We start from the raw sequence: 18,821 nt of genomic DNA, 5'->3' as shown, positions 1-18,821 counted from the left end.
CTGGAATCATGAACTCATCGACCACTGTGGCCGCCGACGACAGCGCGGCCCCGGCGCCGAGCGCCGCCGCGGACCGCCCCGAGCGGTCGGGGGCCCGTAGAGCTCTGCTGTGGACCGCGGGCATAATCACCGCCGTCTCCGGCATCCTGCTGTCCGTCGGGTCCTTCCTCGGCCTGTACGTGCGCCCCACGTCCGACGACTGGTGCGCCGCCTGGAAGTCCCGGGACATGGGCGTCTTCGGGATCACCTCCGACTTCTACAACACCCAGAACGGGCGGGTCACCAACGCCTTCCTGAGCGGGATCATCTACTCGGACGGCCTGGCCGGCATCAAGGTGCTTCCGGTGATCCTCGTGGTCACCATGGGCGTCGGCCTGGTGCTGCTGGGCCGTGAGATCCTGCGGGCGTTCGGCACCCGGGCGCCGCTGCTGCTGCTCGTCGCGGTGGCGATGGTCCTGGAGGCGCTGCTGTTCTTCGCGGGCACCCGCTCCTACCAGGTGCTCCTGTGGACCCCGGCGACGATCTCGCACACGATGCCGTTCATCATCGCCCTGTGGGCGCTCCTGTTCGGCATCTGGGCGTTCCGCACCGGCCGCAAGGCGCTGCGCAACACCGCCCTGGTGGTGACCGCGGTGGTGGGCTTCGCGATCGGCACGCTCAGCGAGCCGTTCACGGTGGTCAGCTGCGTGCTGGTGGGCACGGCCGCGCTGGTGTGCCTGCCGCGGCTGAAGGTCGCCAAGAGCTGGTACCCGTTCACCTGGTCCGCGGTGTACTGCGTGGCGGCCGTGATCGGCCTCACCTTCCTGTACACCTCGCCGGGTGCCCGCTGGCGCCGGGCGCAGACCCCGCCGACGAAGATGAGCGTCGGCGACGTGTTCAAGGACTACTTCCACATCTGGGACACGATCCTGCACCAGTGGATCTACCTGGGTGCCGTCGCCGCGGGTCTGCTCCTCGGCCTCGCCGTGGCCCTGCTGGCGCCGCGCCGCGAGGCCCCGGCCGCCCACCGTCCGCCGGTCGTGATGCTGCGTGTGATCGCGGTGCTTCCGGTGCCGCTGATGGCGCTGTGCACGCTGCTCGTGGCGTACGCGCTGCGCAGCGGCTACGGGCCGACGGGCTGGACGTACGCCCGTACCTGGATGAACTTCATGATCCCGCTGGTGATCGCGCTGTGCGGGTACGGCGTGCTGCTCGGCCACTGGGCCGGCCGGCGCATCGTCGAGCGCCGCGCGCCGCGTCTGGTGCCGATCGTGGCGACGGTCCTGGTCGGCGCGTTCGCGCTGTCGGCGACCGCGGCGCTGGTGCCGTCGGTGCAGAAGCTCGCCGTCTCGACGGTGTACCGCAGCATCGCCTGGGACAAGCAGAACGCGAAGATCCGCTCGGAGATCGCCAAGGGCGAGACGGACGTGGCGTACAAGCCGATGTACATCGGTTCGCTCGCCGAGCCGTTCTTCACCAAGAACTACAAGCGCGACTGGGTCGCGCAGTGCACCTCGAAGTTCTACGGAGTGGACCGCATCCACAAGCCGTGACGTAGACAGGAAGAAGGGGCGCCCCGGAGGAAATCCAGGGCGCCCCTTCTCCGTGTCGGGGTCTCAGACGGCGTCGCGGTGGTGGCGCCAGCCCGCCCACGCCGAGGAGATCATGGAGCGCACGTCGTGGTGGGCCTTCCAGTCCAGTTCCTCGGCGATGCGGTCGGCGGAGGCGACGACGCGCGCCGGGTCGCCCGCGCGGCGCGGGTGGACCTCGGGGGCGATGCCGCGGCCGCTGATCTCGTTGATGAGGTCGACCATCTCGCGCACCGAAACGCCTTCGCCGCGGCCGATGTTGACGGTCAGGTCGCGGAAGTCGCCCGCCTTCGCGGACTCGGCGAGCTTGCGGGCGGCGACCAGGTGCGCGTCCGCGAGGTCCTCGACGTGGATGTAGTCGCGCACACAGGTGCCGTCGGGGGTCTCGTAGTCGTCGCCGAAGATGCGCGGCGGCTCGCCGTCCTCCAGCTTCTCGAACACCATCGGTACGAGGTTGAAGACGCCGGTGTCGGCGAGTTCGGGGGTGGCGGTGCCGGCCACGTTGAAGTAGCGCAGGCAGCCGGTGGCGATGCCGTGGGCCTTGCCGGCCGCGCGGACCAGCCACTCGCCGGCCAGCTTGGTCTCGCCGTACGGGCTCATCGGCAGGCAGGGGGTGGCCTCGGTGACGAGGTCGACGTCGGGCATGCCGTACACGGAGGCGGACGAGGAGAACAGGAAGGTGCGCACGCCCGCCTCGGCGACGGCCTCCAGGAGCACGGTCAGACCGAACACGTTCTCCCGGTAGTAGTGCAGCGGGATCTCGACGGACTCGCCGACCTGCTTCTTGCCCGCGAGGTGCACCACCCCGGTGACCGCGTGCTCGGCGAGGGTGCGGTCCAGGAGCGCGCGGTCCAGGACGGAGCCGACCACCAGAGGCACACCCTGCGGCAGACGGGCCGCGTCACCGGTGGAGAGGTCGTCGAGGACGACGACGCGCTCCCCCGCCGCCGTCATGGCCCGCACGACATGGGAACCGATGTATCCGGCGCCGCCAGTGATCAGAAAAGTCATATGCGCGTCCTCGTCGTCATCGCGTTCTACCGGGCTTTCCGGGCCAGCCTGCGCAGCTTGCCGCCGACCACCCCGAGGGCCCCCTGCACTCCCGGCGCGAGCCGCACCGCGAGCGACCCGCTCGACGTCCGGTACGGCTGCACCAGCAGAACACCGTACCGGCTGCCGGGGACCGCCGTGCGCCGCAGCCCGGCCGCCCGGGCCCGCAGCGTGGTGTACGGGCCCGGCGCGCGGCCGGTGTTCACCCGGACCCGCAGGTCCCAGATCTGGGTGCCGCGGCCGCCCGCCGCAGCCAGGCGCGCCAGCGGTACGGGCACCTGCCCGCTCCAGCCGCCCTCGGTGGCGCGCAGCGGCGCGGTGACGGTCAGGGCGCTCTCGCCGCCGTCCCGGGACACGAACTCGACGTCGGCGCCGGACGGGGCACCGCTCGCGGCGAGCCGTCCGTACAGCTCGTGCACGTGGAGCTTGAGGATGCCGCGCCGGCCGGCCAGCAGCGTCGCGTCCACGGCGAGGGGCAGCCGGTCGGCGGGCAGCGCGTCGAGCCCGTCCAGCGGCACGGTCAGGTCGTCCGCCCACACCGGGCCCAACTCCGCGGTGGCGTACGGCGGGGTGAGGCGGGGGTGCTCGGCGGCGAGCTGGGAGAGCCGGTCCAGGTCACGGGGGGTGTCGCAGGCGAGCACCACCTGGGCGAGCCAGCGGGCCGGGGCGGCGGCCGCGGCCACCTCGGCGGGCTCGAACCCGGCGAGGTGGGTACGGGTCAGCCGCCACCAGTCGGCCTGGTACCCGGCGTCGCGCACGCGCAGCTCGCGCAGGTACAGGCACAGGTCGTAGTCGAGGAACTTGGTGCGGCAGGCGGCGGCGAGCGCCTTGCGGTCGGCCGCCCGGAACGCCTCGACGGCCTGGGTGTGGGCGGCGATCCGCGCCTGCCAGTTGCCGACGTCCTTGCGGGCCAGCGAGATGGAGACCTGGGCGGCGGCGCGCCGCACGTGCCAGACGTAGACGAGCTCGGGCACGACGGCGATGCGGGGCGCCGCGGCGTACACGCGCGCCGTGAAGACGAAGTCCTCGTAGACGAACTTGCCGTCGGGGAACCGGAGTTGACGCTCATTCAGGAAGTCGCGGCGGTAGAGCTTGTTGACGCAGAGCGTGTCGTGGAGCAGCTTCGGCTCGGCCTCGGGCGACTCGTGCACGGCAGCTTCCCGGTACAGGCCGGGCTGCCAGCGCACGTCGCGGCCTGCGGGCAGCTCGCGGCGCACGGCCCGGCCCACGGTGACCTCGGTGCCGTGCTCCTCCGCCGCGGCCAGGAGGGCGGCGACGGCTCCGGGGGGCAGCACGTCGTCGCTGTCGAGGAACATGACGTACGGGGAGGTGGCGGCGGCGATTCCGTCGTTGCGGGGCGTTCCGCAGCCCCCGCTGTTCTCCGTGCGGCGCACCACGCGCAGCCGGGGTTCGGTGGTGGCCAGCTGGTCCAGGACGGCGGCGGTGCCGTCCTGGGAGCAGTCGTCGACGGCCACGACCTCGGCGACGGCCGGCCCCTGTGCGAGGGCCGACCGGACGGCGTCGGCGACCAGCCCGGCGTCGTTGTAGGCGATGACGACGACGCTGACGCCCGCGGGGCCGTCCGGGACGGCGGAACTCTGACTCACCCGAGAATCCTACGACCGACCCCCCGGGTCCCGATCACACCCGACGAATGCGTGCGGGCCAGCACGACCCCGCCAGGGGCGCGGGGAACTGCGCGAGCGACCCAGCACGGTCCGCAGAGGCCCTGGGGCTCCGCCCCAGACCCCGGATCGCGCCTGAACGGCGCTCGCCCTCAAACGCCGGACGGGCTGAGGTTGCCCATGCGGGCCAGCACCACGCCGCCAAGGGGCGCGAGGAACTGCGCGAGCAACCCAGCACGGTCCGCAGAGACCCTGGGGCTCTGCCCCACCCGTGCTGGCCAGCACTGAGCCTGCCAGGGGCGCGAGCAGCCACCGAACCACCGGTACCCGGCGGCGGCAGCCGGGGCATCCGGGGCGGGGCCCCGGCCGGGGCCGGGTTGGGGAGCGGGCCTCAGAAGGGGCCGAACTCCTTGAACTCGCGATCCGCCTCGTCCCGCTCCGCGTCCCGGTCCCGGCGCCGCTGGGCGGCAGGCCGGGGCGCCTCGAGACGGTGGTCCTCACCACGGCGGCCCAGCATCTCGGCGCCCGCCATCATCGTCGGCTCCCAGTCGAAGACGACCGCGTTCTCCTCGGGCCCGATGGCCACGCCGTCGCCGGAGCGCGCACCGGCCTTCATCAGGGCCTCCTCGACGCCGAGGCGGTTGAGGCGGTCCGCGAGGTAGCCGACGGCCTCGTCGTTGTTGAAGTCGGTCTGGCGGATCCAGCGCTCCGGCTTCTCGCCACGCACCCGGTAGACGTCGTTGGCCTCGTCGAAGGCGACGGTGAAGCCCGCGTCGTCGACGGCCTTCGGGCGGATGACGATGCGGGTCGCCTCCTCCTTGGGCTTGGCGGCACGCGCCTCGGCGACGATCCCGGCGAGCGCGAAGGACAGCTCCTTCAGGCCCGTACGGGCGACGGCGGAGGCCTCGAAGACCTGGTAGCCGCGCTCTTCGAGCTCGGGGCGGATCATGTCCGCGAGGTCCTTGCCGTCCGGGATGTCGATCTTGTTGAGGACGACGATGCGGGGCCGGTCGTCGAGGCCGCCGTACTGCTTGAGCTCCTCCTCGATGATGTCGAGGTCGGAGACCGGGTCGCGCTCGGACTCCAGCGTCGCGGTGTCCAGGACGTGCACGAGGACCGAGCAGCGCTCGACGTGCCGCAGGAACTCCAGGCCCAGCCCCTTGCCCTGGCTGGCGCCAGGGATCAGGCCGGGGACGTCCGCGATGGTGTAGACGGTCGAACCGGCCGTCACCACGCCGAGGTTGGGGACCAGCGTCGTGAACGGGTAGTCCGCGATCTTCGGCTTGGCCGCCGAGAGGACGGAGATCAGCGAGGACTTTCCGGCGCTCGGGTAGCCCACCAGGGCCACGTCGGCGACGGTCTTGAGCTCCAGGACGATGTCCGTGGCCTCGCCCGGCTCGCCGAGCAGCGCGAAGCCGGGCGCCTTGCGGCGGGCGGAGGCGAGCGCCGCGTTGCCGAGGCCGCCGCGGCCGCCCTGGCCCGCGATGTAGGTGGTGCCCTCGCCGACCAGGTCGGCCAGCACGTTGCCCTGCTTGTCGAGCACGACGGTGCCGTCCGGCACGGGCAGGATCAGGTCCTGGCCGTCCTTGCCGGAGCGGTTGTCACCGGCGCCGGGCTGGCCGTTGGTGGCCTTGCGGTGCGGCGAGTGGTGGTATTCGAGCAGCGTGGTCACGGACTGGTCGACGACCAGGGTGACGTCGCCGCCACGGCCGCCGTTGCCGCCGTCCGGGCCGCCGAGCGGCTTGAACTTCTCACGGTGAACGGAGGCGCAGCCGTGGCCTCCGTTACCCGCGGCGACGTGCAGCTCGACGCGGTCCACGAAGGTGGTCATGGGTGTGCCTCCTGGGGGTCCCCCCGACGGGAAGTCGGGAGAGTACGGGAATGTCTATCTAGTAACACGCGAAAGGCGGACCCGCTTCCCGTGGGGGAAGTGAGGTCCGCCTCCGCTGAAACCGCTCTACGGGTGCCTAAGTGATCAGGCAACCGGAACGATGTTCACGACCTTGCGGCCACGGTGGGTGCCGAACTGCACCGCACCGGCCTGCAGCGCGAACAGGGTGTCGTCGCCACCGCGACCGACGCCCGCACCCGGGTGGAAGTGGGTGCCGCGCTGGCGGACCAGGATCTCACCGGCGAGCACGGTCTGACCGCCGAAGCGCTTCACACCGAGCCGCTGAGCGTTGGAGTCGCGACCGTTCCGAGTGGACGATGCGCCCTTCTTGTGTGCCATGTCTCCTCAGTCCCTTACTTCGCAGCCGTGGGGATACCGGTGACCTTGATCGCCGTGTACTGCTGGCGGTGGCCCTGGCGACGGCGGTAGCCGGTCTTGTTCTTGTACCGAAGGATGTCGATCTTGGCACCCTTGTGGTGGTCCACGACCTCGGCGGTGACCTTGATACCGGCCAGCACCCACGGGTCGCTGGTCACAGCGTCGCCGTCGACAACGAGCAGGGTCGAGAGCTCGACCGTGTCGCCAACCTTGGCAGTGGAAATCTTGTCAACCTCAACGATGTCGCCGACAGCAACCTTGTGCTGGCGACCACCGCTGCGCACGATGGCGTACACGCGGATCTCTCTCTCGCTCGATACGGAACCCTTGAAGCCAGCCCTCCCGCAGAAAAGCAGGGGGCCTCCCCCGGCGGACCGGGAGGTGAGGTGCTCAGGGGCAGGCGCGTATATAAACACGCCGAGGGTCAAGGCTACGGGGCCGGACGTGGTGGGTCAAACCAGGGTCGTTACCCGCACCGCTCGGCAACGAAACCACCGGTCCGCGCCCGGAAAGCCGGGCCCGAGGGCCGTTCGTCCATCGGCCGACCGGACCCGCGCCCCGGTGGTCCCGGGGCGGGCTCCAGTCGGCCCGTGACGCTCACCGCCCGTCGGCCGACGGGCGGAACCCGTCGGCCGTCGACCGGCCGGTCTCAGCTGTCCGTGGACGCCGAGACCGAGGACTGCTGCTTCTCGGCCGCCGCCGTCTTCTTGGCGGTGGCCTTCTTGGCGGTCGTCTTCTTCGCCGCGGTCTTCTTGGCCGCCGTCTTCTTCGTGGCGGCCTTCTTCGCCGTGGCCTTCTTCGCCGTCTTGCGCGCCGCCTTCTTGGCCGGTGCGGCCTCCTCGGCGGGCTCGGCGGCCTCGGTCGGTTCGGCGGCCGGGGTGGCGGCCACCACGACGACCGCGGCTTCCTCGGCGCCCGCGGGCGATCCGGCCGGGGCCGTGGCCTTGCGGGTCACCCGGCGGCGGGCCCGCGGCGGGGCGGCGACGGGCGCCTCCTCGGCGACGGGCTCCGCCACGGACGCGACGACCGGCTCGGCGGCGGGGGCGGCCGGTTCAGCAACCGGCTCCGCGGCCTTCGGCTCGGACTCCGTGACGACCACCACCGGCTCGGCGACGGACGCCGTCGGCGCGCCCGCCGGGGCGGTCGCCTTGCGGGTGGCGCGGCGACGGGTGCGGCCGCGCGGCGCGTCGTCCTCGATGAACGAGGCGACGGTCACCGCGGCGGGGGCCTGCGCGGCCTCCGGCTCCTCGACCGGCACGGCCGGCGCCTCGACGGCGGCCGTACGGGGCGCGCCGGCCGGGGCCGAGGCCTTGCGGGTGGCGCGGCGACGCGAACGTCCGCGCGCCGCGGCCTCCGCCTCGGCGACGCTGCTGTACAGCTCCTCGTCGGGCACGAACTCGGGCTCGGCGAGCGCGACCGGTGCCGCGATCTCCGCGGCGACCTCGGCCTCGGACTCTACGGCGTCGACGGACTCGGCGGCCTCGACGTACGCGGCCTCGTGAGCCTCGTGCTCGTGGGTGTGCTGGTCGTGCTCGGCGCCGCCGCGGCCGCGCTTCTTCGCGCGCTTGCCCGCACCGCCACCGACCGCGGTCGGCTGCTCCATGTGCACGATCACGCCGCGCCCGTTGCAGTGGACGCAGGTCTCGGAGAACGACTCCAACAGGCCCTGGCCGACCCGCTTGCGGGTCATCTGCACCAGGCCGAGCGAGGTGACCTCGGCCACCTGGTGCTTGGTCCGGTCCCGGCCCAGGCATTCGAGCAGGCGACGCAGGACCAGGTCGCGGTTGGACTCCAGGACCATGTCGATGAAGTCGATGACGACGATGCCGCCCAGGTCGCGCAGGCGCAGCTGGCGCACGATCTCCTCGGCCGCCTCGAGGTTGTTCCTCGTGACGGTCTCTTCGAGGTTGCCGCCCTGGCCGGTGAACTTGCCGGTGTTGACGTCGACGACGATCATCGCCTCGGTCTTGTCGATCACCAGCGAGCCGCCGGACGGCAGCCAGACCTTGCGGTCCAGGGCCTTGGCGAGCTGCTCGTCGATCCGGTACGTCGCGAAGACGTCGACCTCGCTGGTCCAGCGCGAGAGCCGCTCGGTCAGGTCCGGCGCGACGTGCGCGACGTAGCCGTGGATGGTCTCCCAGGCCTCGTCACCGCTGACGATGACCTTGGAGAAGTCCTCGTTGAAGATGTCGCGGACGACCCGGACGGTCATGTCCGGCTCGCCGTAGAGCAGCGACGGCGAGGACGTCGAGATCTGGTTGGCCTTCTTCTGGATGTCGGCCCACTGCGCCTGGAGGCGCTCGACGTCGCGGCGCAGCTCGTCCTCGCTCGCGCCCTCGGCGGCGGTGCGCACGATGACGCCCGCGTCCTCGGGGACGATCTTCTTGAGGATGGTCTTCAGGCGCGCGCGCTCGGTGTCGGGCAGCTTGCGGCTGATGCCGGTCATCGAGCCCTCGGGCACGTAGACCAGGTAGCGGCCGGGCAACGAGACCTGGCTGGTCAGGCGGGCGCCCTTGTGGCCGATCGGGTCCTTCGTCACCTGGACGAGCACCGACTGCCCGGACTTGAGGGCGGCCTCGATGCGGCGCGGGCCGTTGCCCATGCCGAGCGACTCGAAGTTGACCTCACCGGCGTACAGGACGGCGTTGCGGCCCTTGCCGATGTCGACGAACGCGGCCTCCATGGACGGCAGCACGTTCTGGACCTTGCCCAGGTAGACGTTGCCGACGTACGAGGTGGCCTGCTCCTTGTTGACGTAGTGCTCGACGAGCACGTTGTCTTCCAGGACGCCGATCTGGGTGCGCTCGCCGCTCTGGCGGACGACCATGACGCGCTCGACGGCCTCGCGGCGGGCCAGGAACTCGGCCTCGGTGATGATCGGGACGCGGCGGCGGCCCTGCTCGCGGCCCTCGCGGCGGCGCTGCTTCTTGGCCTCCAGACGCGTCGAGCCCTTGATGGACTGGACCTCGTCGGAGGAGGTGGAGCCCGACGAGAGGGACTCGGCGCGCTCGCGGGCCGGGCGCGGCTCGCGGACCTTGACGACGGTGCGCTCGGGGTCGTCGGAGCCCTGCTCGCTCTCGGGGCCCGCGTCGCCGGAGCGACGGCGGCGCCGGCGGCGGCGACGGCTGCTGCTGGTACCGGCAGCGGACGGGGTGCCGTCGGCGTCCTCGTCCTCGTGCTCCTCGTCCTCTTCCTCGGACTCGGCGCTCTCGCCGGACTGCTCGGCCGGCTCGTACGCCTGCTCCTCGGCGGCGTCCTCGGACTCGGCACTCTCACCGCGGCGGCGGCGACGGCCACCGCGGCGCCGGCGGCGCGAGGGCCGGTCGTCGTCGGTGTCCTCGGTTTCGGCCTCGGCCTCGGCCTCGGCGGGCTCCTCGGCGTGCTCGTCGACCGGCTCGTCGGCGGGCTTGTCCAGGACCGGCTCGGCGGGCTCGCCACGGCGGCGGCGACGGCGCGAGCGGCCCTGCGGCTCGGCGGCGGGCTCGGCCGCCTCGTCAGCGGTCTCCTCGGCCTCGGCGGACTCCGGCTCCTCGACGCGGGCGGCAGCGGCGGCGGCCGCGGCCGTCTCCGGGGTCTGGAACATCGGCTCGGTGAAGACCGGCGCCTGGAACACGGCCACGGCGGGACGCGTGGCGCGGCGGCGGGACCGTCCGGTGGCGGGCTCCTCGGCCGGGGTCTCGGCCTTCGGCTCCGGCTCGACCGGGGTGAACTGCGGGGTGGACACGGGCCGGGCGGCGCGGCGGCGGGTGCGGCCACCACGGGGTGCCTCGTCCTCGGCCGCGGGGGCCTCGGCGGCGGCCGGGGCCTCGGCCCGGGCGGGCTCCTCGGCGGCGGGGGCGGTCGCCTGACGGGTGGCCCGGCGGCGGGTACGGCCGCGCGGCGCCTCGTCGGCCACGACCGGGGCGGTCTCGGCGGCGGCGAGCTCCTCGGTCTCCTCGGCGTCTTCGGCCTCTTCGTCCTCGACGACCTCGGCGATCTCCGGGGCCGCGACGGTGGTCTGCGGTGCGGTCGCCTTACGCGTCGCGCGGCGACGGGCACGCGGCGCCGGAGCCTCGGCGGCCTCCTCGGCCGGGGCGGGGGCCTCGGCGGGCGTGTCGACCGGAGCCGCGACGGACTCGACGATCTCCTCCGCCACCTGCGGCGCACCAGCCGGAGCCGTCGCCTTACGCGTCGCACGACGACGAGTACGCGGCGCGGAAGCCTCGGCGACTTCCTCTGCCGGGGCGGGAGCCTCGGCGGGCGTGTCGACCGGAGCCGCGACGGGCTCGACGATCTCCTCCGCCACCTGCGGCGCACCAGCCGGAGCCGTCGCCTTACGCGTCGCACGACGACGCGTACGCGGCGCGGAAGCCTCGGCGGCCTCCTCTGCCAGGGCGGGAGCCTCGGCGGGCGTGTCGACCGGGGCGGATGCCTCGGCGCTCTGCGGCGCACCGGAGGGGGCCGTCGCCTTGCGCGTGGCGCGGCGACGGGTGCGCGGCGCCGGAGCGGCGTCGGCCTCCTCGGCCGCGGCGACCGGCGTGACCGGCTCGGCGGTCTGCGCCGTGGGCTCCGCGGTCTGGGCGCCCACCGGCGGACCCGCGGGCCGCGACGCCGCGCGGCGCCTGCGGCGCGGCGGCAGCGTGTCGCTGGGGCTGTTCTGTTCGTTGTTGTCCCCGGCGGTGCCGGGTTCGTTCTGCTCAAGCATGCGGGCGTAGCTCCCGTCACGCTCCCGGGCGCCGCGCCTGTTCCGGTCCGGCGGCACGACCGCGTGATGTGCGCGGGTGCCGCCGTCCGGGGCGCGGGCGCCGCACGGGAGCTGTTATGTCTGGCTCGCCGGTTCCCTGCGCTCTGTACGCACGGCCTGGCGAAAGTCTTTTAGGTCAGTGCGCGGCCCGACCCAGGTGGCTCCCGAGTGCCAGGGCTGCGCTACAACGACCGCCCTTACGCGGCGGGACCTTCCGGCGCCGTCGCTGAGACGGTCCCGGCGGCTGTTTGTGGAGCGGCCGGGGCTGCCTCGCGGTCGGGCGCGAGCGGGTCGGTCACCGTGCCGGACTCCTCGTCGAAGAGCCCCTGCGCCAGCCTGGTCACCGCTGCGGGGACCGGCGGCGCCAGGTCGGCCACAGCTCGGAGACCGGACAGGACGTCGTCGGGTCGTACGGCAGGTGTCAGGTGCCGCACTACCAGCCGCAGTATCGCACAGGCCTCGCCGAGAGGCCTATCGGCCTGCGGAGGAAGCGCCTGGAGCTCGGCGACCGCGCCCCGGGTGTCGAAGGTGCGCATGCCGTTCTTGGTCTTGCGCTGGACCTCGACGGTCTCGGCGGCCAGGAACGCGGCGACGGCCTTCTCGGCCGCCTCGACGGTGACGCCGTCGAGCCGCAGCTCCCATACGGATGCGGTCAGCCGGTCGGCGAGGCCCGAGGTGCGGACCTCGACGGCGTCGACGATATCGAGCCCGGTGGGCAGCGACTCGTCGAGCAGAACGCGCAGTTTCTCGGGGTCGCGCTCTGCGGTGAGGGCGATCTCCAGGTATTCGGCCTCGGAGCCGACGCCGGTGGGCGCGGCGTTCGCGTACGACACCTTGGGGTGCGGGGTGAAGCCCGCCGAGTACGCCATGGGTACCTCGGCGCGGCGCAGGGCCCGCTCGAAGGCACGCTGGAAGTCGCGGTGGCTGGTGAACCGGAGGCGGCCGCGCTTGGTGTAGCGCAGTCGGATGCGCTGCACCGCAGGTGCGGGCGGCGGGCCTTCGGGCTGTCGCTTGCCCAGTGGTTCTTCTCCTCGGTGCGGGGCGGGCGCGGTGAGCGCCGCCCACCGTCCTGTGGGGGTCCCTCCGGTCACGGCCCGTCCGCCACCCGGCTCATCCCTCCGTCTCGCGGAGGGAGATCTCGGGGGCGGGCACCGCGCCGGAGGCAGTAGTTGTACTACCCAGAGTACGCGCCCGGTGCTCACCCCGTTCCCGGGGCGGCCCCCCGACCAGCGCCCGCCACGCGTCGCGCCCGGCCGATCGCACGGTCTCGCGCACGGCTCGGGCCGCGGGTCGCAGCACGGCGTCCCGCACCCAGCGCCCCACGGGCGTGAGCAGAGTCGCGTACGTCCAGCGCAGGGGACGCCCGGCGAGGTTCCGGGCGAGCCACCCGAGGCCCCGGCCGACCGCGCGCGAAAGGAACCCGGCGATCCGCCAGGCGTGACCGAACGCGGCGCCGATCTCGCGCAGGACGACGAGAACCGCCCGCCCGATCGGCCCGAGCACGGTGCGGCAGAACCACACCGCCGGGACCGCGAGCATCGCCAGCCCGACGAGCACGTGCCGGTACAGCCGGACGGCGGGCACCACGAGGCCGTACCGCAGCACCGGAGCGGCGACGTACCGCCACAGCGTGACCCACGGCCACACGAACACCGCCCACGCGAGCCACGCGCCCCCGCGCCCCACCGGCGTGAGCACCACCCGGTACACCCGGGCCACCCCGCGCCCAACCACCCGCGCCAGCCGGGCGGTTGCCTGCCCGAGCGGCGTCAGCACCCGTCCGCACAACCACCCGAACGGGACCACGCCCCACACCCGCCACAGCGCCTTCGCGCCACCCCCGAGAAGGCCCCAGACCATCCGCACGGGCACGACGAGAACAAGCACCACAACCCGCACGGGCAGCCGGACGGCGACGGTGAGACAGCCTTCGGGGGCCTGTGAGGCCGGTCGGTTCTCCACGTGTACGCGGACGCGCGCAGGCCCACCGGACGTTGCACTGGCCCGGTGCCCGCCTTCGGCACGCCCGTCGCCACCGGGTCGCGGCGAAGCACCCAGCGCCGCGCTCAGCGGCTGACGACGCACCCACCACAAGGGCCGGGCAGGCGCTTCCACCCCTCGACACTCCGCCCTCGACGTCGTCCCGGCGTCAAGCGGACCAGGTGCCCTCATGATCGACCGTCGTCACGGCGACTCGTACCGTGCCATCGGTCGACGGCACAACGCGGGCGAGGCTGCCATCCGCGGGGTGACGTGCCACGATCATGTCCTGGTCGTTGCCCAGAGGCAGGGAGCGCACAGTCCACCCCGCCGCGCCAAGGCTGTCGCGCCCGCGACGAAGCGCGTCCTTGAGCGCCTCCCGGCCAAGGGGCACGGTCGACCATGTGTGATGCGTCAGCACGTCCGCGCCATCCTCGACGCGGCTCACCCCGTCGCCGGCTTGCGGTTGATCACGGACCTGAATGGCTTCGTAGATCCGGCTGGAGTGCTGCAGTACGCGACGCTCCGCGTCCGACGTCGCAGGTGGCGTCCGGTAAGCGGCCGGTTTCGCCTCCGGCGGCGTCCCTGCGCCGCCGACGAAGCAGGGAGACGTGACGGAAATCGCCGCGATGCCCTCGCCGGTCTCCTTGTTGGTCGGGCCGATGAGGCCGTTCATCCAGAAGTCGTCGGTGGGCGTGCGCATGAAGAACTTGGGGAACGGAACGCTCCAGTCGGCGTCGGGAGAGGTGAACGTGTACCCCTCCTTGACCCAGGCGTCGCGAACATGACGGAGCAACCGCTTGGCTTCGCTTCCCGGCACATCGGTCAACTGGTACGTGAGACCTACCTGCATGCGTCCGCTCGCCGAGGCGTCGTCATCAGCCAGGCACGGGCCCACGGGCGCGGGGCCGACCCGCTTCAAGGTCGGCTTGGGCACCATCCCGTCCGTGGCTTGGCGGATGATCTCATCTGCCCGTCGGGTCGCTTGCTGCTCGTCCATGGTGGCGGTCCGCTTCTGTGTGGTCTTGTCACTCTGGCCGCTGCGGCCACCGTCTCCGTTTCCGCACGCCGCTCCCCCCACCGCCATGATCAAGAACAGGGCCGTCAGGGCGGCCGGGCGACGCCTCACGGCTTCCCTCCGGTCGCGATCGTCGCCATGTTCACGAGGGACTCGTTCTCCCAGTACTGCGAGTGGGCAGGCATGAACCCATCCGATCCCGGGGGTTTTCCGTCCGCAACATGGAACGTCTGCCCTCCGAAAGCGTCGGACGTGGGGTCGTAGCCGTACAGGATGGAGTGATCGTCGAAGAGGCGCATGTACTCCTTCGGATTGAGCGGGGCCAGCGGGCCCGAAGGCGGCGGAGCGAGATTGATGAGGTCGTTCTTCGCGGTGGCGGCCCACACGTGGTCGGCGGGGATGTTCAGGTCCTTCGCATGGTTCACCCCCGCGCCCGGGCTGCCCACCAGGATCGCGTTGTCGACCGGGATACCGGGGTGGTCACGCAAGGCCTCACCCACTACGAGGGAGCCGTAACTGTGGCCGAGGACGGTCGAGTTCACGTGGCCCCCATGGGCGGCGTCCACCCCCATGAGGAAGTCGCTCAGCGGCTCCTTCGCGGCGTCGGCGAACTTGGGGTCCCTCGCGTCGCCCATGACGTCCTGGGGAGCGTCATAGCCGAGCCACACGATGGACGCGGTGGTGTGCGTGGGGTCGATGGTCGCCGCCTGGGCCTGCAGCTTCTCGGTGTGCTGGATCGCTCCGTCGATCTCCGTGAGCTTCGCGCCCGTGCCCGGGACATACGTCGTCACGTTGTCAGCCGTATCCGGATTGCCGATGGACATGATGACGTGGCCCAGCTTCTTGTCGTCGAAGCCCAGCAGGTAGGGACGCGTCGTCGAGTCCCCGTTGTAGTTGTCGTATCGCCTCTGGATCTGCCCCATGGCCTCGACGGCACTGGTCAACTGGGCCCTACGATCCCCGTACCTGTTGTTCCACGCCACCCACTCATCGGTATAAGCCCGCGCAGCGAAGCCACCGGCCGTCGTGTAGGTGTACTTGTTCGTGGGCTCTGGGGGAATCGAAGCCAGCTCCAGCTGATCCTGAGCGCGCTTTTCCGTGAAGATCGAGCGATTGGCCTCATCGCGAACGTCCGCGGGCAACCCGTTCAGGGCGCCGATCGTGTCGGGGTGGACCGACAGATAAGCGGAGCGCTCCTCGGCGCTGAGGGACTTCCACCACTCCGCGTTCTGTTTCGGCGTCCCGTGATGCGGCGGAGCAGCAAGGGAGTGGAGGTACTCGTCCGCGGCCTCGGCGACCCCTCGCGTGTCGGACTCGACGTCAGCCCAATCGCGTGCGGAGACCGTCAAGTCGTCATCCGCCACCAGCGCTTGGACTTTCGGAGCCCACTTCTCATCGGCTTCCGTCGCCTCCTTCAACGCCTCGGCAATACGGTCCGCGCACTCCTGGGCGAGGCGGAAGCCGGGGTTGGGATCGAAGTGGGCCGCTTGGCGGCTGATCGCCTGGGCGGTGGGGTCTGTCTGTCCAGTCGTCCTGCCGCCGGGAGAAGGCGTGAGGGCATCCGGTCTGCCGCCGGCCGGGTAGCTCACGGAACCGTCCGGGTTCACTGTGAGTTTGTTGGCTTCAGCATCGGCAATCGCGGCGTCCAGCTTGTTCTTCGCGGCCGCGATGTCATGCGAAAAACCATTCAGAGCCGCACTGATCAGCCCGCATTCAACCTGCGTGTACTGAAAGTTGTCCACCAACTGCTGAATCTGACCGATCGCTGCGGTCGCGGCGGCACCGAAAAGGGCCTTGTGCATTCCGGGGACGACTCGATTGGTCAAATCGTCCTTGGAAGGGCCTGCCCGGTCGCTGATGGCTCGGTACCCCTCCGCGGCCTCCACGAATTCGGACGGCTTGAGCTTGCGCAATGTTGCCAGGTCCATGGCCGCCGATCACCGGTTCCGCGGGTCGCCGCCGACAGCGGGCGTGTCCTGATACTTGATCCGCACTTGCTCCAACGCGGCCGTGACCGTCTTGTCGGTCCGCAGCAGATCGTGACCCGTCTGCTCCAGAACCCCTTGGAGCGCCCCACACTTCTCGCTGAGGTCCCGCACATAGCGCGCCCACGACGCGTGCACCCTGACCTGCGCCACGGCCGTCAGACAGCCCTCCGCCGAGCCGAGGCCCTTCTGTCCCTCACTCAGCGCCGTCAGCCCCTTCCCGAGACCTTCACGCTGGTCACCCACGCCGGCTCCGGCCTTCACCCACGCGGCCTTGGTCGTCTTGAGCCCCCCGGTGACTTCGCTCCCCGCCGGCGCGTCCGGACCGGCCGGTGGAACACCGTTGATCTGCATGCGGGTTGCACCACCGCGTGCCGCGGCATCGGCCTTGAGCTGTTCCCACTCGTCCCACGCCATGCGCAGCTTCCTCCCCCGTGGCCCCGGGGCCCGCGTCGGGGACGCCCCGGTCGGCCCGTGCACTCTTCGACCTTGCTGTCGCACACGCTATAAAACAGCTGTTTCTCAAACTGCCTGCGCGATCACTCAAATCGACTGAGTATCCGTACCTAGGCCCCGGAACACGAAGCTGCCGTGTCCACCTGGGCACAGATGGACACGGCAGCTCCTCCCTCTTCGCGCAGCGCTACTTGACGACCGTCAGCGGCAGCAGCTTCTTCCCCGTCGGCCCGATCTGGATGCTCGTGTCCATCTGCGGGCAGACGCCGCAGTCGAAGCACGGGGTCCAGCGGCAGTCCTCGACCTCGGTCTCGTCGAGCGAGTCCTGCCAGTCCTCCCAGAGCCAGTCCTTGTCGAGGCCCGAGTCGAGATGGTCCCAGGGGAGGACCTCCTCGTAGGTGCGCTCGCGGGTGGTGTACCAGTCGACGTCGACGCCGAAAGAGGGCAGCGTCTTGTCGGCGCAGGCCATCCAGCGGTCGTAGCTGAAGTGCTCGCGCCAGCCGTCGAAGCGGCCGCCGTCCTCGTAGACGGCGCGGATGACGGCGCCCACGCGGCGGTCGCCGCGCGAGAGCAGGCCCTCGACGATGCCGGGCTTGCCGTCGTGGTAGCGGAAGCCGATGGAGCGGCCGTACTTCTTGTCGCCGCGGATCTTGTCGCGGAGCTTCTCCAGGCGGGCGTCCGTCTCCTCGGCGCTGAGCTGCGGCGCCCACTGGAACGGGGTGTGCGGCTTGGGGACGAAGCCGCCGATGGACACGGTGCAGCGGATGTCGTTCTGGCCGGAGACCTCGCGGCCCTTGGCGATCACGTTGACCGCCATGTCGCCGATCTGGAGGACGTCCTCGTCGGTCTCGGTCGGCAGGCCGCACATGAAGTACAGCTTCACCTGACGCCAGCCGTTGCCGTAGGCCGTCGCGACGGTCCGGATGAGGTCCTCTTCCGAGACCATCTTGTTGATGACCTTGCGCATGCGCTCGGAGCCGCCCTCGGGGGCGAACGTCAGACCCGAGCGGCGGCCGTTGCGGGTCAGCTCGTTGGCGAGGTCGACGTTGAACGCGTCCACGCGGGTCGAGGGCAGCGAGAGGCCGATCTTGTCGTCGGTGTAGCGGTCCGCGAGGCCCTTGGCGATGTCACCGATCTCGGTGTGGTCCGCGGAGGAGAGGGAGAGCAGGCCCACCTCTTCGAAGCCGGTCGCCTTGAGGCCCTTCTCCACCATCTCGCCGATGCCGGTGATGCTTCGCTCCCGCACGGGGCGCGTGATCATGCCGGCCTGGCAGAAGCGGCAGCCGCGGGTGCAGCCGCGGAAGATCTCCACGGACATGCGCTCGTGGACGGTCTCGGCGAGCGGGACCAGGGGCTGCTTGGGGTAGGGCCACTCGTCGAGGTCCATGACGGTGTGCTTGGACACCCGCCACGGCACGCCCGACCGGTTCGGCACGACCCGGGCGATGCGGCCGTCCGGCAGGTACTCCACGTCGTAGAAGCCCGGGACGTAGACCCCGCCCGTCCTCGCGAGGCGGAACAGGACCTCCTCGCGGCCGCCGGGGCGGCCCTCGGCCTTCCACGCCCGGATGATCTCGGTCATGTCGAGGACGGCCTGCTCGCCGTCGCCGATGACCGCGCAGTCGATGAAGTCCGCGATCGGTTCCGGGTTGAAGGCCGCGTGGCCGCCCGCGAGGACGATCGGGTCGTCGATCGTGCGGTCCTTGGACTCCAGCGGGATGCCCGCGAGGTCGAGGGCGGTGAGCATGTTGGTGTAGCCGAGCTCGGTGGAGAAGCTGAGCCCGAACACGTCGAAGGCGCGCACCGGGCGGTGCGAGTCCACCGTGAACTGGGGCACCGCGTGCTCGCGCATGAGCTCTTCCATGTCCGGCCACACGCTGTACGTGCGCTCGGCCAGGACGCCCTGCCGCTCGTTCAGTACCTCGTAGAGGATCATGACGCCCTGGTTGGGCAGCCCGACCTCGTACGCGTCCGGGTACATGAGCGCCCAGCGGACGTCACACTCGTCCCAGGCCTTGACGGTGGAGTTGAGCTCACCGCCGACGTACTGGATCGGCTTCTGCACATGCGGGAGCAGCGCTTCGAGCTGTGGGAAGACGGACTCGGCAGACATCTCGACCTTCGTGGGCTGGCAGGGGGCGACTCTC

General features: G+C 71.5%; 13 protein-coding genes. 1 reads left to right on the top strand and 12 read right to left on the bottom strand.

Going from position 1 to position 18,821, the window contains the following annotated elements:
- The first annotated feature begins 8 nt into the window (after window positions 1-8).
- Window positions 9-1,532 (top strand): DUF6056 family protein, encoded by a 1,524-nt coding sequence (locus AC07F3_RS06825; protein ID WP_479111176.1) that lies wholly within the window; start codon window positions 9-11, stop codon window positions 1,530-1,532.
- A gap of 63 nt (window positions 1,533-1,595) precedes the next feature.
- Here the strand turns inward: AC07F3_RS06825 and galE are convergent, their stop codons facing one another.
- The 12 genes from galE to AC07F3_RS06765 form a co-directional block, all read right to left on the bottom strand.
- A complete protein-coding gene (gene galE / locus AC07F3_RS06820; RefSeq protein ID WP_479111174.1) occupies window positions 1,596-2,579 on the bottom strand; it encodes a UDP-glucose 4-epimerase GalE in 984 nt (327 codons plus the stop codon).
- 26 nt (window positions 2,580-2,605) lie between these two features.
- Window positions 2,606-4,225 (bottom strand): glycosyltransferase family 2 protein, encoded by a 1,620-nt coding sequence (locus AC07F3_RS06815; RefSeq protein ID WP_479111173.1) that lies wholly within the window; start codon window positions 4,223-4,225, stop codon window positions 2,606-2,608.
- Window positions 4,226-4,634: 409 nt separating this feature from the next.
- On the bottom strand, window positions 4,635-6,074 hold the full coding sequence (gene obgE, locus AC07F3_RS06810) for a GTPase ObgE (protein WP_479111172.1): 1,440 nt from the start codon (window positions 6,072-6,074) through the stop codon (window positions 4,635-4,637).
- A 144-nt stretch (window positions 6,075-6,218) separates the two neighbouring features.
- Window positions 6,219-6,473, bottom strand: a complete 255-nt coding sequence (rpmA, locus tag AC07F3_RS06805; protein ID WP_114036862.1) for a 50S ribosomal protein L27 — start codon at window positions 6,471-6,473, stop codon at window positions 6,219-6,221.
- A gap of 14 nt (window positions 6,474-6,487) precedes the next feature.
- The gene (gene rplU, locus AC07F3_RS06800; RefSeq protein ID WP_114036861.1) at window positions 6,488-6,808 is read right to left on the bottom strand and encodes a 50S ribosomal protein L21; all 321 of its coding nucleotides are present in this window, start codon (window positions 6,806-6,808) and stop codon (window positions 6,488-6,490) included.
- A gap of 353 nt (window positions 6,809-7,161) precedes the next feature.
- Complete coding sequence (locus tag AC07F3_RS06795; protein WP_479111170.1) at window positions 7,162-11,196, bottom strand: Rne/Rng family ribonuclease; 4,035 nt, start codon at window positions 11,194-11,196, stop codon at window positions 7,162-7,164.
- A gap of 236 nt (window positions 11,197-11,432) precedes the next feature.
- A complete protein-coding gene (locus AC07F3_RS06790; RefSeq protein ID WP_479111907.1) occupies window positions 11,433-12,212 on the bottom strand; it encodes a TIGR03936 family radical SAM-associated protein in 780 nt (259 codons plus the stop codon).
- 133 nt (window positions 12,213-12,345) lie between these two features.
- Entirely contained in the window at window positions 12,346-13,125 is a 780-nt protein-coding gene (locus AC07F3_RS06785) for a hypothetical protein (protein WP_479111168.1), read from the bottom strand.
- A 259-nt stretch (window positions 13,126-13,384) separates the two neighbouring features.
- Window positions 13,385-14,215, bottom strand: coding sequence for a hypothetical protein (locus AC07F3_RS06780; RefSeq protein ID WP_479111166.1), 831 nt, complete (start codon window positions 14,213-14,215; stop codon window positions 13,385-13,387).
- Window positions 14,216-14,340: 125 nt separating this feature from the next.
- A complete protein-coding gene (locus AC07F3_RS06775; protein WP_479111164.1) occupies window positions 14,341-16,161 on the bottom strand; it encodes an alpha/beta hydrolase in 1,821 nt (606 codons plus the stop codon).
- A gap of 9 nt (window positions 16,162-16,170) precedes the next feature.
- Window positions 16,171-16,635, bottom strand: a complete 465-nt coding sequence (locus tag AC07F3_RS06770; protein WP_479111162.1) for a hypothetical protein — start codon at window positions 16,633-16,635, stop codon at window positions 16,171-16,173.
- A gap of 226 nt (window positions 16,636-16,861) precedes the next feature.
- Window positions 16,862-18,787, bottom strand: a complete 1,926-nt coding sequence (locus tag AC07F3_RS06765; RefSeq protein ID WP_114036858.1) for a TIGR03960 family B12-binding radical SAM protein — start codon at window positions 18,785-18,787, stop codon at window positions 16,862-16,864.
- Window positions 18,788-18,821: the final 34 nt, after the last annotated feature.

This window comes from Streptomyces sp. NPDC045846 (assembly GCF_056431605.1).
Note: the sequence above shows the minus strand (reverse complement) of the source record. Positions and strands in the feature narration are given on the sequence as shown.